This is a genomic window from Streptomyces sp. APSN-46.1 (assembly GCF_022815725.1).
GTDB lineage: Bacteria > Actinomycetota > Actinomycetes > Streptomycetales > Streptomycetaceae > Streptomyces.
The window spans coordinates 34,147-56,110 of the sequence record NZ_JALGRF010000010.1 but is presented as its reverse complement, the minus strand read 5'-3'; the positions used below and the strand labels follow the sequence as shown (position 1 = coordinate 56,110).

Below are 21,964 nucleotides of genomic sequence, written 5' to 3'. Positions count from 1 at the left end.
GACAAGGCCCGCCCCCCTGAGGGGACGGGCCTTGTCTTTCAGCTCAGCTCACACTCGCGCCGAGGCGCGGAGCGTGGTGCGCGCTGCGATCAGCTCTGGCCGCCGGCCAGCTTCTCGCGGAGCGCGGCCAGGGCCTCGTCGGAGGCCAGGGCGCCCGAGGTCTCGTCCGACTCCGAGGAGTACGAACCACCCGAGATGCCCGCACCGGCGCTGGCACCGGCGGCCGGGGCGGCAGCACCCTCGGCAGCGGCGGCCTCGTCGGCCTCGCGGCTCTTGATGACCTGGGCCTGGTGCTGCTCGAAGCGCTGCTGCGCCTCGGCGTACTGGGCCTCCCAGGCCTCGCGCTGCTTCTCGAAGCCCTCGAGCCAGTCGTTGGTCTCGGGGTCGAAGCCCTCGGGGTAGATGTAGTTGCCCTGGTCGTCGTACGACGCGGCCATGCCGTACAGGGTCGGGTCGAACTCGACCGACGCCGGGTCGGCACCGAAGGACTCGTTGGCCTGCTTCAGCGACAGCGAGATCCGGCGACGCTCAAGGTCGATGTCGATGACCTTGACGAAGATCTCGTCGTTGACCTGGACGACCTGCTCCGGGATCTCCACGTGGCGCTCGGCCAGCTCGGAGATGTGGACCAGACCCTCGATGCCCTCGTCCACGCGGACGAACGCACCGAACGGAACCAGCTTGGTGACCTTACCCGGGACGACCTGACCGATCTGGTGGGTCCGGGCGAACTGCTGCCACGGGTCCTCCTGCGTCGCCTTCAGCGACAGGGAGACACGCTCGCGGTCCATGTCAACGTCGAGAACCTCGACGGTGACCTCCTGGCCGACCTCGACAACCTCGGACGGGTGGTCGATGTGCTTCCAGGACAGCTCGGAGACGTGGACGAGACCGTCGACGCCACCCAGGTCCACGAAGGCACCGAAGTTGACGATCGAGGAAACGACGCCGGAGCGGACCTGACCCTTCTGCAGGGTGGTGAGGAACGTCTGGCGAACCTCGGACTGGGTCTGCTCGAGCCAAGCGCGGCGGGACAGGACCACGTTGTTGCGGTTCTTGTCCAGCTCGATGATCTTCGCCTCGAGCTCCTTGCCCACGTAGGGCTGGAGGTCGCGGACGCGACGCATCTCGACGAGGGAGGCCGGCAGGAAGCCGCGGAGGCCGATGTCGAGGATGAGACCACCCTTGACGACCTCGATGACGGTACCGGTGACGATGCCGTCTTCTTCCTTGATCTTCTCGATCGTGCCCCAGGCACGCTCGTACTGAGCGCGCTTCTTGGACAGGATCAGACGGCCTTCCTTGTCCTCCTTCTGGAGAACCAGGGCCTCGATCTCGTCGCCGACCTTGACGACCTCGTTCGGGTCGACGTCGTGCTTGATCGAGAGCTCGCGGCTCGGGATCACGCCTTCGGTCTTGTAACCGATGTCGAGCAGGACCTCGTCCCGGTCGACCTTCACGATGACGCCGTCGACGATGTCGCCGTCGTTGAAGTACTTGATCGTCTCGTCGATCGCGGCGAGGAAGGCTTCCTCGTTACCGATGTCGTTGACCGCTACCTGCGGAGTGGTAGAGGTGGTCTCGGTGCTGCTCGTCATGTGGGAAAGGACTCCGGTTACGGACAGAAAGTCGTAGGTAATGCCACGCCGGGAGCCCTTATCGGCATCTGCCGAAGAAGCCGGACAGCCAAGGAAGCCCTGATCCGCAGCAATAGCGGAGAGGCCTCGAAAACCGAGGGGACATCAACAGATGCAAGCGCAGCCTGCTAGGTCTGAGGAGCACAGGCTCGCAGCGCAACTTGTAGCATACGGGGGTAGCCGGACAGGGTCAATGCGCGAAGGCGCACACCCCGGGCGGATCACCGCACAACCGGCACAATTCCTGGGCGGGCGGGCACCTATGGCCCTTCCCGCTCTGTTCCGCAGACTACGACGACGGGCCCCATGAACCAAGAGGACTACGCCTCCGAAGAAGCGTACGAAGCCGTTTCCGCCGGCAACGCCCCCGGCGACGACGCTGCGGACGACGCCGGCGACGACGCCGAGGCCACCCGGCGTAACGCCGACGACGCGGAGAGCAGCCGGGCGAGCCGCGGCTGGTGGGACCGCAACGCCGACGAGTACCAGAGCGAGCACGGGGCCTTCCTCGGCGACGACCGCTTCGTCTGGGGACCGGAGGGCCTGGACGAGGCGGACGCCGCCCTGCTCGGCCCGGCGGACTCCCTGAAGGGCAAGGACGTCCTGGAGATCGGCGCCGGCGCCGCCCAGTGCTCGCGCTGGCTGGCCGCCCAGGGCGCCCGCCCGGTGGCCCTGGACCTCTCCCACCGCCAGCTCCAGCACGCCCTGCGCATCGGCGATGACGTCCCGCTGGTCGAGGCCGACGCCGGCAGGCTGCCCTTCCGCGACGGCGCCTTCGACCTCGCCTGCTCCGCCTACGGGGCCGTCCCCTTCGTCGCCGACCCCGTCAACGTCATGCGCGAGGTCCACCGCGTCCTGCGCCCGGGCGGCCGCTGGGTCTTCTCCGTCACCCACCCCATCCGCTGGGCCTTCCCCGACGAGCCCGGCCCCGAGGGGCTGTCCGTCGCCGCGTCCTACTTCGACCGGACGCCCTACGTGGAGCAGGACGAGCGGGGCCGCGCGGTCTACGTGGAGCACCACCGCACGATCGGCGACCGGGTGCGCGACGTGGTCGCGGGCGGGTTCCGCCTGGTGGATCTCGTCGAGCCGGAGTGGCCCGAGTGGAACGCCCAGGAGTGGGGAGGCTGGTCCCCGCTGCGCGGCAACCTGATCCCGGGCACCGCGATCTTCGTGTGCGAGAGGGACTGACCGACGTGACCCGCGTGACCCGCGTGAGCCCGCGGACCGCCGCCCTCGACGCCCTTCCCGTACGGGAGGCCGTGCCCGCGCTGGTCTCGGCGCTGGACGGCCACGGCACCGCGGTGCTCTGCGCACCGCCCGGCACCGGCAAGACCACGCTGGTGCCGCTGGTGCTGGCGGGGCTGGTGGGCGGCGAGCCGCGGCGCCGGGTCGTGGTCGCGGAGCCCCGGCGGATCGCCGCCCGGGCGGCGGCGCGGCGGATGGCCTGGCTGCTGGGCGAGGCCGTGGGCGCTTCGGTCGGCTTCACCGTGCGCGGGGAGCGGGTGGTGGGGCCCGACACGCTGGTGGAGGTGGTCACCACGGGTGTGCTGCTCCAGCGGTTGCAGCGCGACCAGGAGCTGTCCGGGGTCGACGTGGTCGTCCTGGACGAGTGCCACGAGCGGCATCTGGACGCCGATACCGTCGCCGCCTTCCTTCTGGACGTACGGGAGACCCTGCGGCCGGAGCTGCGCCTGGTGGCGGCTTCGGCGACGACCGACGCGGCCGGCTGGGCTCACGTACTCGGTCACGGCCGTCCGGGCGGTGCTCCGGTGGTGGAGGCCGCGAGCGTCTCGTACCCGGTGGAGACGGTGTGGGCGCCTCCCGCCCGGCCGGTGCGGCCGCCGCACGGGATGCGGGTGGATCCGGCGCAGCTGACGCATGTGGCCTCGGTGGTCCGGCGGGCGCTGGCGGAACGTTCCGGCGACGTCCTGTGTTTCCTGCCCGGCGTCGGCGAGCTCGCCCGGGTCGCCGGGCAGCTGGGCGGCGTGGACGCGGAGGTGCTCCAGGTCCACGGCCGGGCCCCGGCGTCCGTCCAGGACGCGGCCCTGGCACCCTCGCCGCACCGCCGGGTGATCCTGGCGACCGCGGTCGCGGAGTCGAGCCTGACCGTGCCGGGGGTACGGGTGGTCGTGGACTCGGGACTGGCCCGGGAACCCCGGGTGGACCACGCGCGGGGGCTGGGCGCGCTGGCGACCGTACGGGCGTCCCGCGCGGCCGGCAGCCAGCGGGCGGGCCGGGCGGGGCGCGAGGCCCCGGGGGCGGTGTACCGGTGCTGGACCGAGGCCGAGGACGGGCGGCTGCCCGCGTTCCCCTCCCCGGAGATCCGCATCGCCGACCTGGCGCAGTTCGCCCTTCAGGCCGCGTGCTGGGGCGACCCGGACGCGGGCGGGCTGGCGCTGCTGGACCCGCCGCCGGCCGGGGCGATGGCCGCGGCGCGGGAGGTGCTGCTCGCGGTGGGCGCGGTGGACGCCGCCGGGCGGCCGACGCCGCGGGGGCTGCGGATGGCCCGGCTCGGGTTGCACCCGCGGCTGGCGCGGGCCCTGCTGGACGGGTCTGCCGCGCTCGGGGCCCGGCGGGCGGCGGAGGTGGTGGCGCTGCTGAGCGAGGAGCCGCCGCGGGAGTACGGGGACGATCTGGCGGGTGCGTGGCGTTCGGCCCGGCGCGGGGGCGACGGCTACGCCGCCCGCTGGCGCGCGGAGGTCCGCCGCCTGGAGTCCGCCGCGCGGGGCGATTCCCCCAAAACCGGGGCTCCGCCCCAGACCCCCCGGGGCTCCGCCCCGGACCCCCGCGCCTCAAACGCCGGCGAGGCTGAAATTGCCCTGCGGGCAATCCAGCCGCGCCAGGCGGACAGCACCAGCCAAAATCCAGCCCCGCCGGCGATTGAGGCGCGGGGTGCGGGGCGGAGCCCCGGTTCGGAACGCGTCACCGATGACGGCGCCGCCGGGCTCGTCGCCGCGCTCGCGTTTCCCGAGCGGGTCGCCAAGGCACGGGGCCAGGCGGCGTTCCTCATGGCCTCCGGCACCGGGGCCGAGGTGGGCGAAGGATCCGCGCTGCGCCGCGCGCCCTGGTTGGCCGTGGCCGTCGCCGACCGGCCCCCGCACTCCGCCTCCGCCCGGGTCCGGCTGGCCGCCGTGATCGACGAGGACACGGCCCGGGCCGCCGCCGGGCATCTGCTGAGCACCGGCGAAGAGGTCCACTGGGAGGATGGAGACGTGGTCGCCCGCGCAGCGGAACGGCTCGGGGCGATCGAGCTGGTCGCGCGGCCCCTGCGGACCCCCGACCCCGCCCTCGTACGGGCCGCCCTCCTCGACGGGCTGCGCGCCGACGGGCTCGGCCTGCTGCGCTGGACCCCGGACGCGCAGGCGCTCCGGGCCCGGCTCGGCTTCCTGCATCGGACGCTCGGCGGCGCGTGGCCCGACGTAGCCGATGACCGGGCGCTGCTGGCGCGCGCCGACGACTGGCTGGAGCCCGAGCTGTCGCGGGCCCGCCGCCGCGCCGACCTGGCCAGGATCGACGCCGGGCAGGCCCTGAACCGGCTGCTGCCCTGGGCCACCGGCGAGGCCGTCCGCTTGGACGAGCTCGCCCCGGAACGGATCGAGGTGCCCAGCGGTTCCCGGATCCGGGTCGACTACTCCGCCGAGCAGCCCGTACTGGCCGTGAAGCTCCAGGAGCTGTTCGGGCTGGCCCAGACGCCCCGGGTGGCCGGGGTGCCCCTCCTCGTGCACCTGCTGTCCCCGGCCGGGCGGCCCGCCGCCGTCACCTCCGACCTCGCGTCGTTCTGGCAGGGCGGCTACCGCGCCGTCCGCGCCGAGCTGCGCGGCCGCTACCCCAAACACCCGTGGCCGGAGGACCCGGCGACCGCCGAGCCCACCCGGCACACCAACGCCCGGCTCAGGCGGTGAGCCCTTCTTCCTCCCCGCCCTCGCCGCGGCGGCTCCGGGCCTCCAGCCACAGCGCCGTCCCGAACAGCGCGAGCCCGCCGGCCGCGAGGCCGATCGGCGCGTACGTGTGCAGCGCGAGGACCTTCGTACGGTTCGACTTGACGAGGTCGAGGGTGTACTGGGCGTAGTCCTCGCGCATCTTCACGTGCCCGGCGAAGACGGTGAGCCGGCCGTCGGGGGCGCCGGCGGCGATGCCGCCGCGCATCTCCTGCTCGATGACCTGCTCGGCGCTGACGGGCGCGCCGGTCACCGGATCGACCCAGAACATGGCCTTGACCTGGTACCAGAGGCTGGTGCCGGTGCTCTGCTCGAAGGTCGCCGGGTCGATGCCCTCGATCGGCATCTTCTTCGGCAGGGAGACCTTCGTCCAGGGCACGGTCTGCTCGTAGTAGTAGACCTCCATCCCCTTGAACGTGCGCGGGCCGACGTAGTGGATCGGCGACGAGGTGCGGGTCTGGGCGTCGAAGTAGAGGTAGTCGCGCGGCTCGGTGAAGAACGGCCACTTGAACTCGATGCCCTCGCGTTCGACCGGGTCCCCGTCGACCATCTCGCCGGTGGCGTGCACCGGGGCCTGGGTGTGCGCGTCGAAGATGTAGCGCTCGGGGATCTGGGAGACCATCTTCCCGTCCGGGCCGATGATGTGGGACAGCGTGTCCCAGACGACGACGTCCTTGCCGGCGCTCGCCTCGATCTCCTTCGACGCCTCGACGTTGCCCTTGAGGGTCTGGACGATCGTGACCTTGTCGACCTTCTTGGGCTGCATTCCGGCGGAGTAGTCGAGGAGGGTCGCGTCCTTCGCTTCGAGGACCATCTCCTGGTACTGGCTCGGCGGGATCTTGGCGAGCCGTGGGTACGCGTACCAGCGCAGCAGCGGTGCGAGGGCTGCGCAGAACACGGCGAGGGCGAGCAGGACGAGGCTGGCGGTGCGTCTCATGGTCGGGCCTCCCCTCTACTGTCCGGGCGCGGCGGGCGCGGTGGTGAGCAGGGGCTTGGGCGAGGTCTTGCCTTCGGGCGCCCCGAGCGCCGTGATGGCGAGGACGAGGAGCACCGCGAGGACGAGCCCGCTGGCGGCGGCGATGATTGCGCGCATCCGGGCCTCCGGAATCTGATTGGGCGTCAGGGCGGAGGCACCGTAGCAACGCGGAGGCGAGATGAGAACCGTCGGGCCAGGCCCGCGGCGTGGCGAACCGGCCTGCCGGGCCGGGCCGGCTAGGGGGCGGGCGACGGGGACGGCGTGGTCCCGTGCTTCGCGGAAGCGGTGGCGGTGGCGCTCGGGGTCGGCGGCGACGGCAACGGCGTCGGCTTGGCGGTAGGGGTCGGGGTCGGGGCAGGCGTGAGAGCCGGCTTGGGGCTCTGCGTAGGTGTCGGTGTCGGCGTGGGAGTCGGCGTGGGAGTCGGCGTAGGCGTCGGTGTCGGTGTCGGCGTAGGCGTGGGCGTGGGCGTGGGCGTTGGAGTCGGCGTGGGCGTTGGAGTCGGCGTCGGCGTCGGTGTCGGTGTCGGTGTCGGTGTCGGTGTCGGTGTCGGTGTCGGTGTCGGCGTGGGAGTCGGCTTGGGGCTGGGCGTGGGGGTCGGCTTGGGGGTCGGCTTCGGCGGCGGAGTGGGCTTCGGATCCGGCTTCGGCGTAGGGGTGGGGGTGGGGGTGGGGGTCCGCGGGGGCACCGTCGGCACGCCCGTACTCCCGCTGTCCGGGACCTCGTACGTCCCCTTCACGTAGTACGTGAACCAGGACCGCACCGTCCTCAGGTACTCCCCGGACTGGTTGTACGACAGCACGGCCCGGTCCAGATCCCCAGACACTCGAAGGTCCCGGCTCCCCGCGCACAGGTAGCGCCCGGCGGCGAGGGCCGCGTCGTGGACGTTGTTCGGGTTGCGCCGGCCGTCGCCGTCCGCGTCCTGACCCCACGCCGCCCACGTGGACGGGATGAACTGCATCGGCCCGACGGCCCGGTCGTACACCGCGTCCCCGTCGTACGCCCCGCCGTCCGTGTCCCGGATGGTCGCGAAGCCGTTGCCGTCGAGTACGGGCCCCAGGATCGGCCGCAGCGTGGTTCCGGCGACATCGACCCGGCCGCCGCGCGCCTGCCCGGACTCGACCTTGCCGATCGCGGCGAGCAGTTGCCAGCGCAGCCCGCACCCGGGGTCGCTCTCCCCCACCACCTGCTCGGCGCGCCGGTACGCGGCCAGCACGCTCGCCGGTATCCCCTGCGCGCCCTCGCCGGCGCCCCTCGCCACCGCCTCGGCGGCCGGCCGGTCCGCCGCCGCCGCTGCCGGGACCGGCTGCCGGGCCTGCGGCTCGCCCGTCGGCGTCGGTACGGCCGACGGCTCGGGTCCGACCGGCGGCGGGAGTTCGTCGAGGTAGGCGGAGTCCCCGCCGGATCCGGCGGACGGCGCGGTCCGCGCGCCGCCGCCCCCGGAGGCGGCGGTGGCCAGGCCCTCGCCCCCGGCAGCCGGCCCCTGGGAGGCGGTCACCGCGGCGACCACCAGCGCGGAGACCACGGCGGCGGCCCCGCCCCTGCGCAGCCCGCGTCCGAATCGGGACGTTGTACGAGCCGTCGCACGAGCCGTCGTTCGAGCCGTCGTTCGAGCCGTCGTTCGAGCTATTGCGTGAGCTAATGCGCGAGCCGATATTCGAGCCGGCATGGGCCGGACCCCCTCCTCCTCGACGTCCGCGTGACAGTACGTCAACTCCCTGTGCAGGGCACGTATCACGGCCCGGATTTCACGACTTCCGCACGTCTTGCGCAGGTCACGCATACTGTCCGGACCCGTTCAGGACGCATTGAGGCGAAGTAGGGAACGCCTCAAGACCCTTCGGACATCCAGGAGAGGCACCATGCCGTTCACCCTCAGCCATGCGGCCGCCGTGCTGCCGGCGATCCGCCGGACCGGCCGGGCCCGGGGGCCGCTGGTCGCCTCGGCCCTGGTCCTCGGCTCCTTCGCGCCCGACACCTTCTACTTCGCGGACGCGGTGGTCGAAGGCCTCATGGGGTACGGCGACTTCACGCACTCCCTCACCGGCGTGCTGACAGCGGACGCCGCGCTCACCGCCGCGCTCGTGGCGTGCTGGCTGCTGCTGCGCGAACCGCTGGTCGCGCTCCTGCCCCGCGCCTGGCGGGGCCGCGTCCACACCTTCGTGCGCGGCGAGGACTGGCGGGGGCGCCGCCTCCCCTCGCTCGCGCTCTGGTTCTACCTCTCGGCGGCCGCCGGCTCCCTCACCCACGTGGCGTGGGACAGCTTCACGCACATGGACCGGTGGGGGACCAACGCCCTGCCCGATCTCGGCCGGCCGCTCGCCTTCGGACTGCCGCTCTACTCGTATCTCCAGTACGGCAGTTCGGCGCTCGCGGCCTGCGCCCTGGCCTGGTTCACGGTGACCGCCCTGCGCCGGCTGCCGCTCTCCCCCGCCCCCGCGACCGTTCCCGTGCTCGGCCGCGCGGAGACGCGCGCCGCGCTCGCCCTGCTGCTGGTGTGCGTGGCGGCGGGGGTGACGATGCGCGTGCTGCGCTTCTTCACGTTCTTCGACCGGATCAAGTCCCCGCTCGACATCATCCCGACCGTCTGCTTCGGCGCGGGCGGCGGCCTCACCGTGGGGCTGCTGCTGTACGGGATCCTCGTACGCCTGCGCCCCGCGCGCGAGCGGCGCCACACGGACGAGGACACACGAACGCCCGTCCCCACCGCATAGCGGCGGGAACGGGCGGACGCGGCACGCTTCTTACGGGGATCAGTGCGCGGCGGACTCCCAGTCGGGGCCGACGCCGACGGACACATCCAGCGGGGCCCGGAGCTCGACGGCCGCGCCCATCTCGCGGCGCACCAGCTCCTCGACCTTCTTCCGCTCGCCCGGGGCGATCTCCAGCACGATTTCGTCGTGGACCTGGAGCAGCATCCGCGACTTCAGCCCGGCCTCGGTGATCGCCTTGTCCACGCGCAGCATCGCGACCTTGACGATGTCGGCGGCGGTGCCCTGGATCGGGGCGTTCAGCGCCATCCGCTCGGCGGCCTCGCGGCGCAGGCGGTTGTCGCTGTTGAGGTCGGGAAGGTAGCGGCGGCGGCCGAGCACGGTCTCGGTGTAGCCGGTGGCGCGGGCCTCCTCGACGACGCGCTGGAGGTAGTCCCGTACGCCGCCGAACCGCTCGAAGAAGGTCTCCATCAGCCCGCGCGCCTCGGCGGGCTCGATGTTCAGCTGCTGGGACAAGCCGAAGGCGGACAGCCCGTACGCGAGGCCGTACGACATCGCCTTGATCTTGCGCCGCATCTCGGCATCGACCTTGGAGCGCTCCACGCCGAACACCTGGGAGGCGACGGTGGTGTGCAGGTCCTCGCCGGACAGGAACGCCTCGATCAGGCCCTCGTCCTCGGAGAGGTGGGCCATGACGCGCAGCTCGATCTGGCTGTAGTCGGCCGTCATCAGCGACTCGTAGCCCTCGCCGACGACGAACCCGCGGCGGATGGCCCGGCCCTCGTCGGTGCGCACCGGCACGTTCTGCAGGTTGGGGTCGGTGGAGGACAGACGTCCGGTCGCGGCGACGATCTGGCTGAAACTGGTGTGCACCCGGCCGTCGGCGGCGATCATCTTGATCAGCCCCTCGACGGTGACGCGCAGCTTGGCCTGCTCCCGGTGGCGCAGCATGATCACCGGCAGTTCGTGGTCGGTCTGCGTGGCCAGCCAGGCCAGCGCGTCCGCGTCCGTGGTGTAGCCGGTCTTCGTCTTCTTCGTCTTCGGCAGGTCCAGCTCGCCGAAGAACACCTCCTGGAGCTGCTTGGGCGAGCCGAGGTTGAACTCGTGTCCGACCGCCGCGTGCGCCTCCTTTATCGCCTGCTGCACGGCGCCCGCGAACTGCTGCTCCAACGCCTCCAGGTGGTCGCGGTCGGCGGCGATGCCGGCCCGCTCCATCCGGGCCAGCAGCTCGGACGTCGGCAGCTCCATGTCGTGGAGCAGCTCGGCGGCGCCCACCTCGGCGAGCTTGCCGGTGAAGGCGTCACCCAGGTCCAGGACCGCGCGAGCCTGCGCCATCAGCGCCTCCGCCTCGGCCGTCTCGTCGGCGCCGAAGACCAGCTGCCCGTCAGCCGCGGCCGGCGCCAGCTCCCGGTGCAGGTACTCGTTGGACAGCACGTCCAGCGCGAAGGACCGGCGGCCCGGCTTGACCAGGTAGGCGGCGAGCGCGGTGTCCATGGCGACGCCCGCCAGGCTCCAGCCGTGCTCCGGGAAGACCCGCATCAGGCCCTTCGCGTTGTGCACGACCTTGGGCCTCGCCGCGTCCGCGGCCCAGGCCGCGAAGGCCCGCTCGTCCGCCTCGTCCAGCTCGGACGGATCGAACCAGGCGGCCGCCCCTCCGGCCGCCGCCAGCGCGATCTCGCTGACATTGCCCTGGCCCAGCGCCCAGCTGTCCACCGTGGAAACACCGAGGGGCCCGCCCGCGTGGCTCTCCAGCCACGGCGCCAGCTCGCCCGCGCCCAGGACGCTCGCGTCGAGCTCCACGGCGGCCACCGGGGCCGGCGCCTCCTCCTCGGCCGCGCCCGGGTCCACCGCCAGCAGCCGCTCGCGCAGCGAGGCGTTGCGGATCTCCAGTACGTCCAGCACGCCGGTCACCGCGGACCGGTCGTACGGCAGGCGCGTCAGGTCCGCCGGAGTCTTGGGCAGCTCCACGTCCTTGACCATCTCGGTCAGGACGCGGTTGAGCTTCACGGCCTCCAGGTGGTCGCGGAAGTTCTGCCCGGCCTTGCCCTTGACCTCCTCGGCGCGCTCCACGAGCTCCGCGAACGACCCGAACTGGGTGATCCACTTGGCGGCCGTCTTCTCGCCGACGCCCGGAATGCCCGGCAGGTTGTCGGAGGGGTCGCCGCGCAGCGCCGCGAAGTCCGGGTACTGCTGCGGGGTGAGCCCGTACTTCTCCTCGACCTTCTCCGGGGTGAACCGGGTGAGCTCGGAGACGCCCTTGGTCGGGTACAGCACGGTGGTGTGCTCGGACACCAGCTGGAAGGAGTCCCGGTCGCCCGTGACGATCAGCACCTCGAACCCGAGGGCCTCCGCCTGCGTGGCCAGCGTCGCGATCACGTCGTCGGCCTCGAAGCCGTCGATCGCGAACCGCGGCACATGCATCGCGTCGAGCAGCTCGCCGATCAGCTCGACCTGCCCCTTGAACTCGTCGGGAGTCTTGGAGCGGTTCGCCTTGTACTCGGGGAACTCGGTGGAACGCCACGTCTTGCGGGACACGTCGAACGCCACCGCGAAGTGCGTGGGCGCCTCGTCGCGCAGCGTGTTCGCCAGCATCGACGCGAAGCCGTAGATGGCGTTGGTCGGCTGGCCGCCCGCGGTCGTGAAGTTCTCCGCGGGCAGCGCGAAGAACGCCCGGTACGCCAGGGAGTGCCCGTCCATGAGCATCAGGCGGGGGCGGTCCGCTGCGGTCGTCTGGTCGGTCTTCTTCGATGCTGAATCTGCCACGCCCTCGATCCTAGGCGGCCCCGCTGACAATTCCGGCGCCCGCGGTGTCAGCGGAGCGTGACAGGATCGGAGACGTACGAGAACACAGCAGCCGCGCTGCGAAGCTCAAAGGGGAGCGACATGGCCACCAAGCCGCCCGCAGGTGATCCGGTACAGGACGCGCCGCAGGTCGCGCCCCCCCAGCACGCGGCCGCCGGCCTGCCCGCGATCGCGCACACCCTGAAGATCGCGCAGCAGCAGATGGGCGTCGCCCGCACCGCGCGCACCCTGCTCAAGGTCAACCAGAAGGACGGCTTCGACTGCCCGGGCTGCGCCTGGCCCGAGGGTGACAAGCGGCACACGGCCGAGTTCTGCGAGAACGGCGCCAAGGCCGTCGCCGAGGAGGCCACGCTGCGCCGGGTCACCCCGGACTTCTTCGCCGCGCACCCCCTCGCCGACCTGGCCACCCGCTCCGGGTACTGGCTGGGCCAGCAGGGCCGGATCACCGAACCGATGCTTCTGGAAAGAGGGGCTCTGCCGGAAGGCGCGGACCGGTACCAGGCCATCCCCTGGGAGCGGGCCTTCGAGATCATCGCCGAGGAGCTGAACGCCCTCGGCTCCCCCGACGAGGCCCTCTTCTACACCTCGGGCCGCACCAGCAACGAGGCCGCGTTCCTCTTCCAGCTCTTCGCCCGCGAGTTCGGCACCAACAACCTGCCGGACTGCTCCAACATGTGCCACGAGTCCTCGGGCTCCGCGCTGAACGAGACCATCGGGGTCGGCAAGGGCAGCGTCTCCCTCGAAGACCTCCACCAGGCCGACCTGATCATCGTCGCCGGGCAGAACCCGGGCACCAACCACCCGCGCATGCTCTCCGCCCTGGAGAAGGCCAAGTCCGCCGGCGCGAAGATCATCTCGGTGAATCCGCTGCCCGAGGCCGGCATGGAGCGGTTCAAGAACCCGCAGACCCCCCTCGGCATGCTCAAGGGCACCGCCCTCAACGACCTCTTCCTGCAGATCCGCATCGGCGGCGACCAGGCCCTCTTCCGCCTCCTCAACAAGCTCGTCATCGAGACGGCAGGCGCCACCGACGAGGCCTTCATCCGCGAGCACACCCACGGATACGAGGAATTCGCGGCCGCCGCCAAGGAAGCCGACTGGGACGAGACCCTCACCGCCACCGGCCTGACCCGCCCCGAGATCGAGCGCGCCCTCGCCATGATCCTGGCCTCCGAGCGCACCATCGTCTGCTGGGCCATGGGCCTCACCCAGCACAAGCACGCCGTCGCCACCATCCGCGAGGTCGTCAACCTCCTCCTGCTGCGCGGCGCCATCGGCCGCCCCGGCGCCGGCGTCTGCCCCGTCCGCGGCCACTCCAACGTCCAGGGCGACCGCACCATGGGGATCTTCGAACGCCCCGCGCCCGCCTTCCTCGACGCCCTCGACCGCGAATTCCGGATCACCTCGCCGCGCGCCCACGGCTACGACGTCGTCCGCTCCATCCAGGCCCTGCGCGACGGCAAGGCCAAGGTCCTCTTCGCCATGGGCGGCAACTTCGTCGGCGCCACCCCCGACACCGAGGTCACCGAGGCCGCGATCCGCAACGCCTCCCTGACCGTGCACGTCTCCACCAAGCTCAACCGCTCCCACGCGGTGACCGGCCGGCGCGCCCTGATCCTGCCCACCCTCGGCCGCACCGACAAGGACGTACAGGCCTCAGGCAAGCAGTTCGTGACCGTCGAGGACTCCATGGGCATGGTCCACTCCTCCCGCGGCAACCTCACCCCCGCGAGCCCGCACCTGCTCTCCGAGCCGGCCATCGTGGCCCGCATGGCCCGCGCCGTCCTCGGCGCCGCCTCCGCCACCCCGTGGGAGGAGTTCGAGAAGGACTACGCGGCCATCCGCGACCGGATCTCCCGCGTGATCCCCGGCTTCGAGGACTTCAACGCCCGCGTCGCCCGACCCGGAGGGTTCCAGCTCCCGCACGCCCCGCGCGACGAGCGCCGCTTCCCCACCAAGACCGGCAAGGCCAATTTCACCGCCGCGCCCGTGGAGTACCCGCGCGTCCCGGCGGGACGGCTGCTCCTGCAGACCCTGCGCAGCCACGACCAGTACAACACCACGATCTACGGCCTCGACGACCGCTACCGCGGGATCACCGGCGGCCGCCGCGTGGTCATGGTCAACCCCGAGGACGCGGCGGAGCTCGGCCTGGCCGACGGCTCGTACACCGACCTCGTCAGCGAGTGGAAGGACGGTGTGGAGCGCTGCGCCCCCGGGTTCCGCGTCGTGCACTACCCGACCGCGCGGGGCTGCGCGGCCGCCTACTACCCGGAGACCAATGTGCTGGTCCCCCTCGACTCCACCGCGGACACCAGCAACACCCCCGCGAGCAAGTCCGTCGTCGTGCGCTTCGAACCGGCCTGATAAAACGACCTCAGGACAAGATGGTTAACGAACGTTGACGAACGGAGCCGGCCCATGGGCGAGCACCACGCTGTGAAGTTCCCGCAGGAGATCCTCGACGAGTACGCGGCCCTGGGCATCGACCTGCCCACGCTGTTCTCCGCGGGCCACCTCGGCGAGCGCATGGACATCCGCATCCTGGAGGCCTCACCCCAGCGGCTCGTGGCCACCATGCCGGTCGAGGGCAACACCCAGCCCTACGGACTGCTGCACGGCGGGGCCTCCGCCGTGCTCGCCGAGACCCTCGGCTCCGTAGGCGCGATGCTGCACGGCGGGATCAACAAGATCGCCGTCGGCGTGGACCTGAACTGCACCCACCACCGCGGCGCCCGCTCCGGCCTGGTCACCGGCGTCGCCACCCCGCTCCACCTGGGCCGCTCCACCGCCAGCTACGAGGTCGTGATCAGCGACGAGCAGGACCGCCGGGTCTGCACCGCCCGTCTGACCTGCCTGCTGCGCGACGCCGAGGGCGCCGGCGGGGTCCCCTCCGCCTCCTGAGCCCTGTCGCCGAAGTCCCGCCCGCCAGGCCACGCCGGCCCGGACCCGCCCTCGCGCGGATCCGGGCCCGCGCCGCTTCCCGGTCCGCCTGACCGCCGCATAGCCGCCGCCCAGCCCCGCCTGGCCGCCGCCCGCGACTCGCCCCCGCCGGGGCGCCCGCCGGCCGCCACCCGGCCCGGGAACCACCCGGAATCCGCCAGTCCGGGCAGATTCCGGCGACGGCTGTTGTGTCACCTATGGTGACGACCTACCTTCCCCTCATGGGGACCCCGTCACCCGCCGCGCTCCGGTGCGCGACCGCCGCCCTGCTCGCGGCGCTCGCCCTGTCCGGATGCTCCGCTTCCGCCCCCTTCGCGCCGCAGAACTCCCCAACTCCCGCGCCCAGTCCGTCCTCACCGGCACAGATCTGCACAAGTCTGGTGTCCTACTGGGCCAAGGAGACCCTCGAAGGCACCCTGTGGTCCGGCCTCGACTGGGAGCAGAAGGGCCTGTCCAACGAGCAGTACGCGATCCACGAGGACGCGGTCGCCGCGGGCCGGGCCGAGGAGCGAACTGCCGGTCGCGACAAGGCACTTGAGCTGATCGACCGGTTCGTGGCGCGGCGCTGCGCGGAGCAGGACGGCGCCACCGGGAGTTCGGAGAACTGGCGGCCCCCGACATGACCCGGTGACCGGAATTCCGCGCGCGCTGTCCGCCTTCCGGGCACCTGCCGACGTAGGGACGAACCGCAGGTCGCGAGCACTTTGGGCATCAAGCCAAGATCCAGCCACCCGAAGTGAATCAAGGAGTCCCATTACCCTGCGTAATGCTCACGCCCTACTGAATCCCCTTTTTCCCCTGCGCATTACCACCCGATGGATATTTTCAGACACGCGCAGCAACATTCGGTCAAATTTGATCAATGACAGGACCATGAGGGCCTCAAGCCCCTTAGGAGAACAGGGAATTCTCAGCATGTGGTCACCCCCCGACGTAACCAAATGTCCGATCTGTCCGTACTCTCACCGCACATTCTTGGCCTTGGCATAACAAGAGCGTCACATCCTCCTTTCTCCGCTCCCCGCATTCGCCACCTCGGGCCTAGAGTCACGGCCAGTCACCGCGCCACTGAGGCGCGACTCAGCATGGCCGTGGACATCCCAGTGCGGCCCGGTGACCTATCGGCACCTCTACACATGAGGCGGCCGCGCCAGGGAAAGGAAGAATCGTGCGACACCGTTCTTTGCTCGTCCTCACCACCGTGATCACCACGGGAGCACTGACCCTCACCGCCTGCGGTTCGCGCGATGAGGCGAAGACCGGGGACAAGGCCGACGGTTCCAAGACCGTCGTCGTCATCGGCGTGGACGCCCCCCTCACCGGCTCGCTCTCCGCGCTCGGCCAGGGCATCAAGAACTCGGTCGACCTCGCGGCCAAGACGGCCAACAAGAACAACGAGGTCCCCGGCATCGAGTTCAAGGTCGAGGCCCTCGACGACCAGGCGGTCCCCGCCTCCGGTCAGGCCAACGCCACCAAGCTCGTCGGCAACAAGGACGTCGTCGGCGTCGTCGGCCCGCTGAACTCCGGTGTCGCCCAGCAGATGCAGGGCGTCTTCGCCTCCGCCAACCTGGCGCAGGTCTCCCCCGCCAACACCAACCCCGCGCTCAGCCAGGGTGACAACTGGGGCAAGGGCGAGTTCAAGCGCCCCTTCCCGACCTACTTCCGCACCGCCGCCACCGACGTGGTCCAGGGCAAGTTCGCCGCCCAGTACCTCTTCAAGGACGCCGGCAAGAAGAAGGTCTTCGTCGTCGACGACAAGCAGACCTACGGCGCCGGCCTGGCCGCGATCTTCTCCGACGAGTTCAAGAAGCTCGGCGGCGAGGTCATCGGCACCGACCACGTCACCGTGAAGGAGACCGACTTCTCCTCCACCGCCGACAAGGTCAAGACCTCCGGCGCCGACTCCGTCTACTTCGGCGGCCAGTACCCCGAGGGCGGCCTGCTCGCCGACCAGATCAAGAAGACCGGCGCCAACGTCCCGCTCATGGGCGGCGACGGCATCCAGGACCCCGCCTTCATCACCGCCTCCGGTGAGGCCAACGAGGGCGACCTCTCCACCTCCATCGGCTACCCGGTCGAGAAGCTGGAAACGGCCAAGAAGTTCATCGAGGACTACAAGGCCGCCAACTACAAGGACCCGTACGCCGCCTACGGTGGCTACTCCTACGACGCCGGCTGGGCCGTCATCCAGGCCGTCAAGGCCGCCGTCGCCGCCAACGGCGGCAAGCTGCCCACCGACGCCCGCGCCAAGGTCGTCGAGGCTCTCGGCAAGGTCTCCTTCGAGGGCGTGACCGGCAAGGTCGCCTTCGACCAGTACGGCGACACCACCAACAAGCAGCTCACGGTCTACAAGGTCGAGGGCGGCAAGTGGGTCGACGTCAAGAGCGACACCTTCAACCAGTAATCCCCACGTCCCGCTAGCCGGGACCCCGGGCCGGTCCGTCCCGACGGCCTGACCCCTCAAAAAAACCAGCCGCGCGAGGGCGCAAACAGCGCCCTCGCGCGGAGTCTTATCCGACACGCTCATCGGAGGCCCTGCGGTGCACGAACTGCCGCAACAGCTGGCCAACGGCCTTGCCCTCGGTGCCCTTTATGGCCTCATCGCCATCGGGTACACCATGGTCTACGGCATCGTCCAGCTCATCAACTTCGCCCACGGCGAGATCTTCATGATCGGCGGCTTCGGCGCGCTCAGCGCCTACGCCATCCTCCCGACCGGCACCTCCCTGCTGATCGCGATACCTGTCATGATCGTCGGAGGCGCACTCGCCTCGGTCCTCGTCGCCACCGCAGCCGAACGCTTCGCCTACCGCCCCCTGCGCAGCGCACCACGGCTCGCCCCGCTCATCACCGCAATCGGCCTCTCGATCGCGCTCCAGCAGCTTGTCTGGCAGTTCTACCCGGACGCCAAGAAGGCCGTCAGCTTCCCTGAGTTCAAGGGCGCCGCCTTCAAGATCACCGACAGCCTGGCCATCCAGCGCGCGGACCTCTTCGTCCTCATCCTCGCCCCGCTCTGCATGCTCGCCCTCGGCGTCTTCGTCCAGAAGAGCCGCAGTGGCCGCGCCATGCAGGCCACCGCGCAGGACCCCGACACCGCGAAGCTGATGGGCATCAACACCGACCGCATCATCGTCATGGCCTTCGCCATCGGTGCCGCGTTCGCCGCCGTCGCCGCCGTCGCCTACGGCCTCGACAAGGGCCAGATCAACTTCGAGATGGGCTTCATCCTCGGACTGAAGGCCTTCACCGCCGCCGTCCTCGGCGGCATCGGCAACATCTACGGCGCCATGGTCGGCGGCGTCGTCCTCGGCCTCGCCGAGGCCCTCTCGATCGCGTACATCGAAGAGATCCCCGGCATGCAGCAGCTCGGCGGTGGAGCCTGGTCCAACGTCTGGGCGTTCGTACTCCTCATCGTCGTCCTCCTCGTGCGGCCACAAGGCCTGCTCGGCGAGCGCGTCGCGGATCGGGCGTGAGAACCATGACCACCAACACCACCCCGCAGACCGCCGTCGCCAAGCAGGGCCCCGCCCCCGCCGCGCTCCTCTACGCGGTCATCGGCGGCAGCCTCCTGACCGTCATCAGCGCCTTCCTCGCCTGGACCTGGACCGCCGAATTCCCCGGCGACCTGACGTACTACGGCAGCCCGGCGCCCATCCAGTTCCTCAGCCTGATCGCCGGAGCCCTGACCGCCGCCTTCGCGCTCTCCGCGCTCGGCGTCAAGGGCCTGCGCTGGCTCACCCCCACCGGCGCCCGCAAGCCCGTCTGGATCCTCGCGCTCGGCACCCTCGCCGGCACCTGGTTCACGGTCCTCTCCATCGCGGTCGTCCTCGGCGGCTTCGCCCACCTGGAGCCCGGCGCCTACGTCGCCCTCGTCGGCTCGCTCGTACCGGCCCTCGCCGCGTACAAGCTCCCCGACGACAGCCACAAGGCGGCCCCCGCCAAGGGACTGCCCGCCTGGGCCGAGATCCTCATCATCACCGGCGTCTTCGCCCTCGGCCTCTACGTCATCACCTTCGGCATCGACACCGATGACAAGGAACCGCAGCTCTTCGTCACGTACCTGATCACCGTCGGCATCGCGGGCTTCGCCCTGCTCAAGGCCGGCCTCTTCGACCGGCTCGGCAGCCTCACCGCCAAGCACCGCCAGGTCACGCTCCTCGGCACCGCGGCCGCCGCGATCGCCTTCCCCTTCATCCAGCAGAGCGGCGACACCTACACGCTCATCGCGGTCAACATCCTGATCTTCGCGACCGTCGCCCTCGGCCTCAACGTCGTCGTCGGCCTCGCCGGCCTCCTCGACCTCGGTTACGTCGCCTTCCTCGGCGTCGGCGCCTACGCCGCGGCCCTGGTCTCCGGCAGCACCGCCTCCGCCTTCGGCATCCACCTGCCCTTCTGGGCGGCGGTCATCGTCGGCGCACTCGCCTCGCTCATCTTCGGCGTGGTCATCGGTGCACCGACCCTGCGCCTGCGCGGCGACTACCTCGCCATCGTCACCCTCGGCTTCGGAGAGATCTTCCGCATCGCCATGGGCAACCTCGACGGCGACTCCGGCCCGGACATCACCAACGGCCCCAACGGCATCCCCAACATCCCCCACCTCGACCTCTTCGGGTGGAACTTCGGGGAGTCCCACACCGTCGGCGGCATCGTCCTGGGCGCCTACGCCAACTACTACTTCCTGATGCTGCTCGTCATGGCCCTGGTGGTGCTGGTCTTCGCCCGCGCCGGCAACAGCCGCATCGGCCGCGCCTGGGTCGCCATCCGCGAAGACGAGACCGCCGCCGAAGCCATGGGCATCAACGGCTTCAAGGTCAAGCTCATCGCCTTCGCCCTCGGCGCCACCCTCGCCGGCCTCGCCGGCACCGTCCAGGCACACGTCAACAGCACGGTCGTCCCCGAGAACTACGTCTTCGCCGGCCCCGTACCGCCGAACTCCGCGTTCCTCCTCGCCGCCGTCATCCTCGGCGGCATGGGCACCATCCGCGGCCCCATCCTCGGCGCCGCACTCCTCTTCCTGATCCCGGCGAAGCTGGCCTTCCTCCAGGACTACCAGCTCCTCGCGTTCGGCATCGCCCTCATCCTGCTCATGCGCTTCCGCCCCGAAGGCCTCATCGCCAACAAGCGGGCGCAGCTCGAGTACCACGACGACACCGCTGACCAGGCCCCCACGGACCTGGCCACCGCCAAGGCGGGGGCGTGAACGACATGACCACCACAGACACCACCACCACGACCACGACCACCGTGCTCGAAGCCAGCGGCGTCACCATGCGCTTCGGCGGCCTCACCGCCGTCAAGGGCGTCGACCTCAAGGTCAACGCGGGCGAGATCGTCGGCCTCATCGGCCCCAACGGCGCCGGCAAGACCACCTTCTTCAACTGCCTCACCGGGCTGTACGTCCCCACCGAGGGCACCGTCAGCTACAAGGGCACCGTCCTGCCGCCCACGCCCCACAAGGTCACGGCAGCAGGCGTCGCCCGCACCTTCCAGAACATCCGGCTCTTCCACAACATGACCGTGCTGGAGAACGTCCTCGTCGGACGCCACACCCGCACCAAGGAAGGCCTCTGGTCCGCCATCCTGCGCGGCCCCGGCTTCAAGAAGGCCGAGGCCGCCAGCGAAGCGCGCGCCATGGAACTCCTTGAGTTCATCGGCCTCCAGCACAAGGCCGGCCACCTCGCCAAGAACCTCCCCTACGGCGAGCAGCGCAAGCTCGAAATCGCCCGCGCCCTTGCCAGCGACCCCGGACTCATCCTCCTGGACGAGCCCACCGCCGGCATGAACCCGCAGGAAACGCGAGCGGCCGAAGAACTCATCTTCGCCATCCGCGACATGGGCATCGCCGTCCTCGTCATCGAGCACGACATGCGCTTCATCTTCAACCTCTGCGACCGCGTCGCCTGTCTCGTCCAGGGCGAGAAGCTCATCGAGGGCACGGCGGCAGAGGTCCAGGGCGACGAGCGCGTCATCGCCGCCTACCTCGGCACCCCCTTCGAGGGCGCACCGGGCGAGGAAGAAGTCGCCGAGGTCGAGGCCGCCGAAGCCCACGCCGAAGCCGAGGCCGCTGAGGCCGAAGCCGAAGCCGAGGCGGAAGTCGAGGCCGCTGAGGCCGAAGCCGACGCAGAAGCCGAGGCCGACGCGGACAGCACCACCGGCACCACCAGCACGGAAGGAGAGGCCAAGTGACCGCACTGCTCAAGGTCGAAGACCTCAAGGTCGCCTACGGCAAGATCGAAGCCGTCAAGGGAATCTCCTTCGAGGTCAACGAAGGCGAAATCGTCTGCCTCGTCGGCACCAACGGCGCCGGCAAGACGACCACCCTGCGCACCCTCTCCGGGCTCCTCAAGCCCAGCAGCGGCACCATCACCTTCGACGGCCAGCCGCTCGCCAGCGTCCCCGCCCACAAGATCGTCTCCCTGGGCCTCGCCCACTCCCCCGAGGGACGCCACATCTTCCCCCGGCTGACGATCGCCGAAAACCTCCAGCTCGGCGCCTTCCTGCGCACCGACAAGGAGGGCATCGAGAAGGACGTCCAGCGCGCCTACGAGATGTTCCCCATCCTGGGCGAACGCCGCAAGCAGGCCGCCGGCACCCTCTCGGGCGGTGAGCAGCAGATGCTCGCCATGGGCCGGGCCCTCATGTCCCAGCCCAAGCTGCTCATGCTGGACGAGCCCTCCATGGGCCTCTCCCCGCTGATGATGCAGAAGATCATGGCGACCATCGCCGAGCTCAAGGCCACGGGCACCACCATCCTGCTCGTCGAGCAGAACGCCCAGGCCGCCCTCTCGCTGGCCGACCAGGCCCACGTGATGGAGATCGGCAAGATCGTCCTCTCCGGCTCCGGCCAGGAGCTGCTCCACAACGAGGACGTCCGCAAGGCGTACCTCGGCGAGGACTGACACCCGCTGTACGCGAGTGAGGCCCGCCACCGTTTCCGGTGGCGGGCCTCACTCGTACCT

At 70.8% G+C, this 21,964-nt stretch carries 16 protein-coding genes; 11 read left to right on the top strand and 5 right to left on the bottom strand.

Translation table 11 applies throughout. The annotated features are described in order from the left end of the window. Positions 1-89: 89 nt before the first annotated feature. A complete protein-coding gene (gene rpsA / locus MTF65_RS23330) occupies positions 90-1,598 on the bottom strand; it encodes a 30S ribosomal protein S1 (RefSeq protein WP_243630867.1) in 1,509 nt (502 codons plus the stop codon). 345 nt (positions 1,599-1,943) lie between these two features. Here rpsA and MTF65_RS23325 point away from each other — a divergent pair, with 345 nt between their 5' ends. Together MTF65_RS23325 and MTF65_RS23320 are read left to right on the top strand one after the other, a co-directional pair. Next, positions 1,944-2,825, top strand: coding sequence for a class I SAM-dependent methyltransferase (locus MTF65_RS23325; protein ID WP_243630866.1), 882 nt, complete (start codon positions 1,944-1,946; stop codon positions 2,823-2,825). Positions 2,826-2,830: 5 nt separating this feature from the next. Then, on the top strand, positions 2,831-5,539 hold the full coding sequence (locus tag MTF65_RS23320; protein ID WP_243630865.1) for an ATP-dependent RNA helicase: 2,709 nt from the start codon (positions 2,831-2,833) through the stop codon (positions 5,537-5,539). On the opposite strand, the gene MTF65_RS23315 is transcribed toward MTF65_RS23320, so the two are convergent. The 3 genes from MTF65_RS23315 to MTF65_RS23305 all read right to left on the bottom strand — a co-directional run bounded on the left by MTF65_RS23315 (position 5,529) and on the right by MTF65_RS23305 (position 8,074). Continuing rightward, complete coding sequence (locus tag MTF65_RS23315; protein ID WP_243630864.1) at positions 5,529-6,512, bottom strand: DUF3068 domain-containing protein; 984 nt, start codon at positions 6,510-6,512, stop codon at positions 5,529-5,531. The genes MTF65_RS23320 and MTF65_RS23315 overlap by 11 nt on opposite strands. A gap of 15 nt (positions 6,513-6,527) precedes the next feature. Then, positions 6,528-6,668, bottom strand: coding sequence for an SPW_0924 family protein (locus MTF65_RS23310; RefSeq protein ID WP_243630863.1), 141 nt, complete (start codon positions 6,666-6,668; stop codon positions 6,528-6,530). Between the two features lie 119 nt (positions 6,669-6,787). After that, positions 6,788-8,074, bottom strand: a complete 1,287-nt coding sequence (locus MTF65_RS23305) for a lytic transglycosylase domain-containing protein (RefSeq protein WP_243630862.1) — start codon at positions 8,072-8,074, stop codon at positions 6,788-6,790. Between the two features lie 337 nt (positions 8,075-8,411). Here MTF65_RS23305 and MTF65_RS23300 point away from each other — a divergent pair, with 337 nt between their 5' ends. Beyond that, positions 8,412-9,263 carry a DUF4184 family protein gene (locus MTF65_RS23300; RefSeq protein WP_243630861.1) on the top strand — a complete coding sequence of 284 codons (852 nt, stop codon included), beginning with the start codon at positions 8,412-8,414 and terminating at the stop codon, positions 9,261-9,263. A gap of 39 nt (positions 9,264-9,302) precedes the next feature. Here the strand turns inward: MTF65_RS23300 and polA are convergent, their stop codons facing one another. After that, positions 9,303-12,023, bottom strand: coding sequence for a DNA polymerase I (gene polA / locus MTF65_RS23295; RefSeq protein ID WP_243630860.1), 2,721 nt, complete (start codon positions 12,021-12,023; stop codon positions 9,303-9,305). Positions 12,024-12,143: 120 nt separating this feature from the next. Here polA and MTF65_RS23290 point away from each other — a divergent pair, with 120 nt between their 5' ends. The 8 genes from MTF65_RS23290 (at position 12,144) to MTF65_RS23255 (ending at position 21,904) form a co-directional block, all read left to right on the top strand. Beyond that, positions 12,144-14,429, top strand: a complete 2,286-nt coding sequence (locus MTF65_RS23290) for an FdhF/YdeP family oxidoreductase (RefSeq protein WP_243630859.1) — start codon at positions 12,144-12,146, stop codon at positions 14,427-14,429. A gap of 54 nt (positions 14,430-14,483) precedes the next feature. After that, the gene (locus tag MTF65_RS23285; protein ID WP_243630858.1) at positions 14,484-14,966 is read left to right on the top strand and encodes a PaaI family thioesterase; all 483 of its coding nucleotides are present in this window, start codon (positions 14,484-14,486) and stop codon (positions 14,964-14,966) included. A 260-nt stretch (positions 14,967-15,226) separates the two neighbouring features. After that, the gene (locus tag MTF65_RS23280; RefSeq protein WP_243630857.1) at positions 15,227-15,628 is read left to right on the top strand and encodes a hypothetical protein; all 402 of its coding nucleotides are present in this window, start codon (positions 15,227-15,229) and stop codon (positions 15,626-15,628) included. A gap of 545 nt (positions 15,629-16,173) precedes the next feature. Continuing rightward, positions 16,174-17,409 (top strand): branched-chain amino acid ABC transporter substrate-binding protein, encoded by a 1,236-nt coding sequence (locus MTF65_RS23275; protein WP_243630856.1) that lies wholly within the window; start codon positions 16,174-16,176, stop codon positions 17,407-17,409. A gap of 136 nt (positions 17,410-17,545) precedes the next feature. Next, positions 17,546-18,478, top strand: a complete 933-nt coding sequence (locus tag MTF65_RS23270; protein WP_243630855.1) for a branched-chain amino acid ABC transporter permease — start codon at positions 17,546-17,548, stop codon at positions 18,476-18,478. A 5-nt stretch (positions 18,479-18,483) separates the two neighbouring features. After that, on the top strand, positions 18,484-20,205 hold the full coding sequence (locus MTF65_RS23265; protein ID WP_243630854.1) for a branched-chain amino acid ABC transporter permease: 1,722 nt from the start codon (positions 18,484-18,486) through the stop codon (positions 20,203-20,205). Between the two features lie 5 nt (positions 20,206-20,210). Beyond that, complete coding sequence (locus tag MTF65_RS23260) at positions 20,211-21,191, top strand: ABC transporter ATP-binding protein (RefSeq protein WP_243630853.1); 981 nt, start codon at positions 20,211-20,213, stop codon at positions 21,189-21,191. After that, complete coding sequence (locus MTF65_RS23255) at positions 21,188-21,904, top strand: ABC transporter ATP-binding protein (RefSeq protein ID WP_243630852.1); 717 nt, start codon at positions 21,188-21,190, stop codon at positions 21,902-21,904. Before MTF65_RS23260 ends, MTF65_RS23255 begins: the two co-directional genes overlap by 4 nt. Positions 21,905-21,964: the final 60 nt, after the last annotated feature.

What these genes read in the sequence shown, in the direction of transcription:
- rpsA (WP_243630867.1), bottom strand. Translation starts at nt 1,598, where the DNA reads ATGACGAGCAGCACCGAGACCACCTCTACCACTCCGCAGGTAGCGGTC.
- MTF65_RS23325 (WP_243630866.1), top strand. Translation starts at nt 1,944, where the DNA reads ATGAACCAAGAGGACTACGCCTCCGAAGAAGCGTACGAAGCCGTTTCC.
- MTF65_RS23315 (WP_243630864.1), bottom strand. Translation starts at nt 6,512, where the DNA reads ATGAGACGCACCGCCAGCCTCGTCCTGCTCGCCCTCGCCGTGTTCTGC.
- MTF65_RS23310 (WP_243630863.1), bottom strand. Translation starts at nt 6,668, where the DNA reads ATGCGCGCAATCATCGCCGCCGCCAGCGGGCTCGTCCTCGCGGTGCTC.
- MTF65_RS23300 (WP_243630861.1), top strand. Translation starts at nt 8,412, where the DNA reads ATGCCGTTCACCCTCAGCCATGCGGCCGCCGTGCTGCCGGCGATCCGC.
- MTF65_RS23290 (WP_243630859.1), top strand. Translation starts at nt 12,144, where the DNA reads ATGGCCACCAAGCCGCCCGCAGGTGATCCGGTACAGGACGCGCCGCAG.
- MTF65_RS23285 (WP_243630858.1), top strand. Translation starts at nt 14,484, where the DNA reads ATGGGCGAGCACCACGCTGTGAAGTTCCCGCAGGAGATCCTCGACGAG.
- MTF65_RS23280 (WP_243630857.1), top strand. Translation starts at nt 15,227, where the DNA reads ATGGGGACCCCGTCACCCGCCGCGCTCCGGTGCGCGACCGCCGCCCTG.
- MTF65_RS23265 (WP_243630854.1), top strand. Translation starts at nt 18,484, where the DNA reads ATGACCACCAACACCACCCCGCAGACCGCCGTCGCCAAGCAGGGCCCC.
- MTF65_RS23260 (WP_243630853.1), top strand. Translation starts at nt 20,211, where the DNA reads ATGACCACCACAGACACCACCACCACGACCACGACCACCGTGCTCGAA.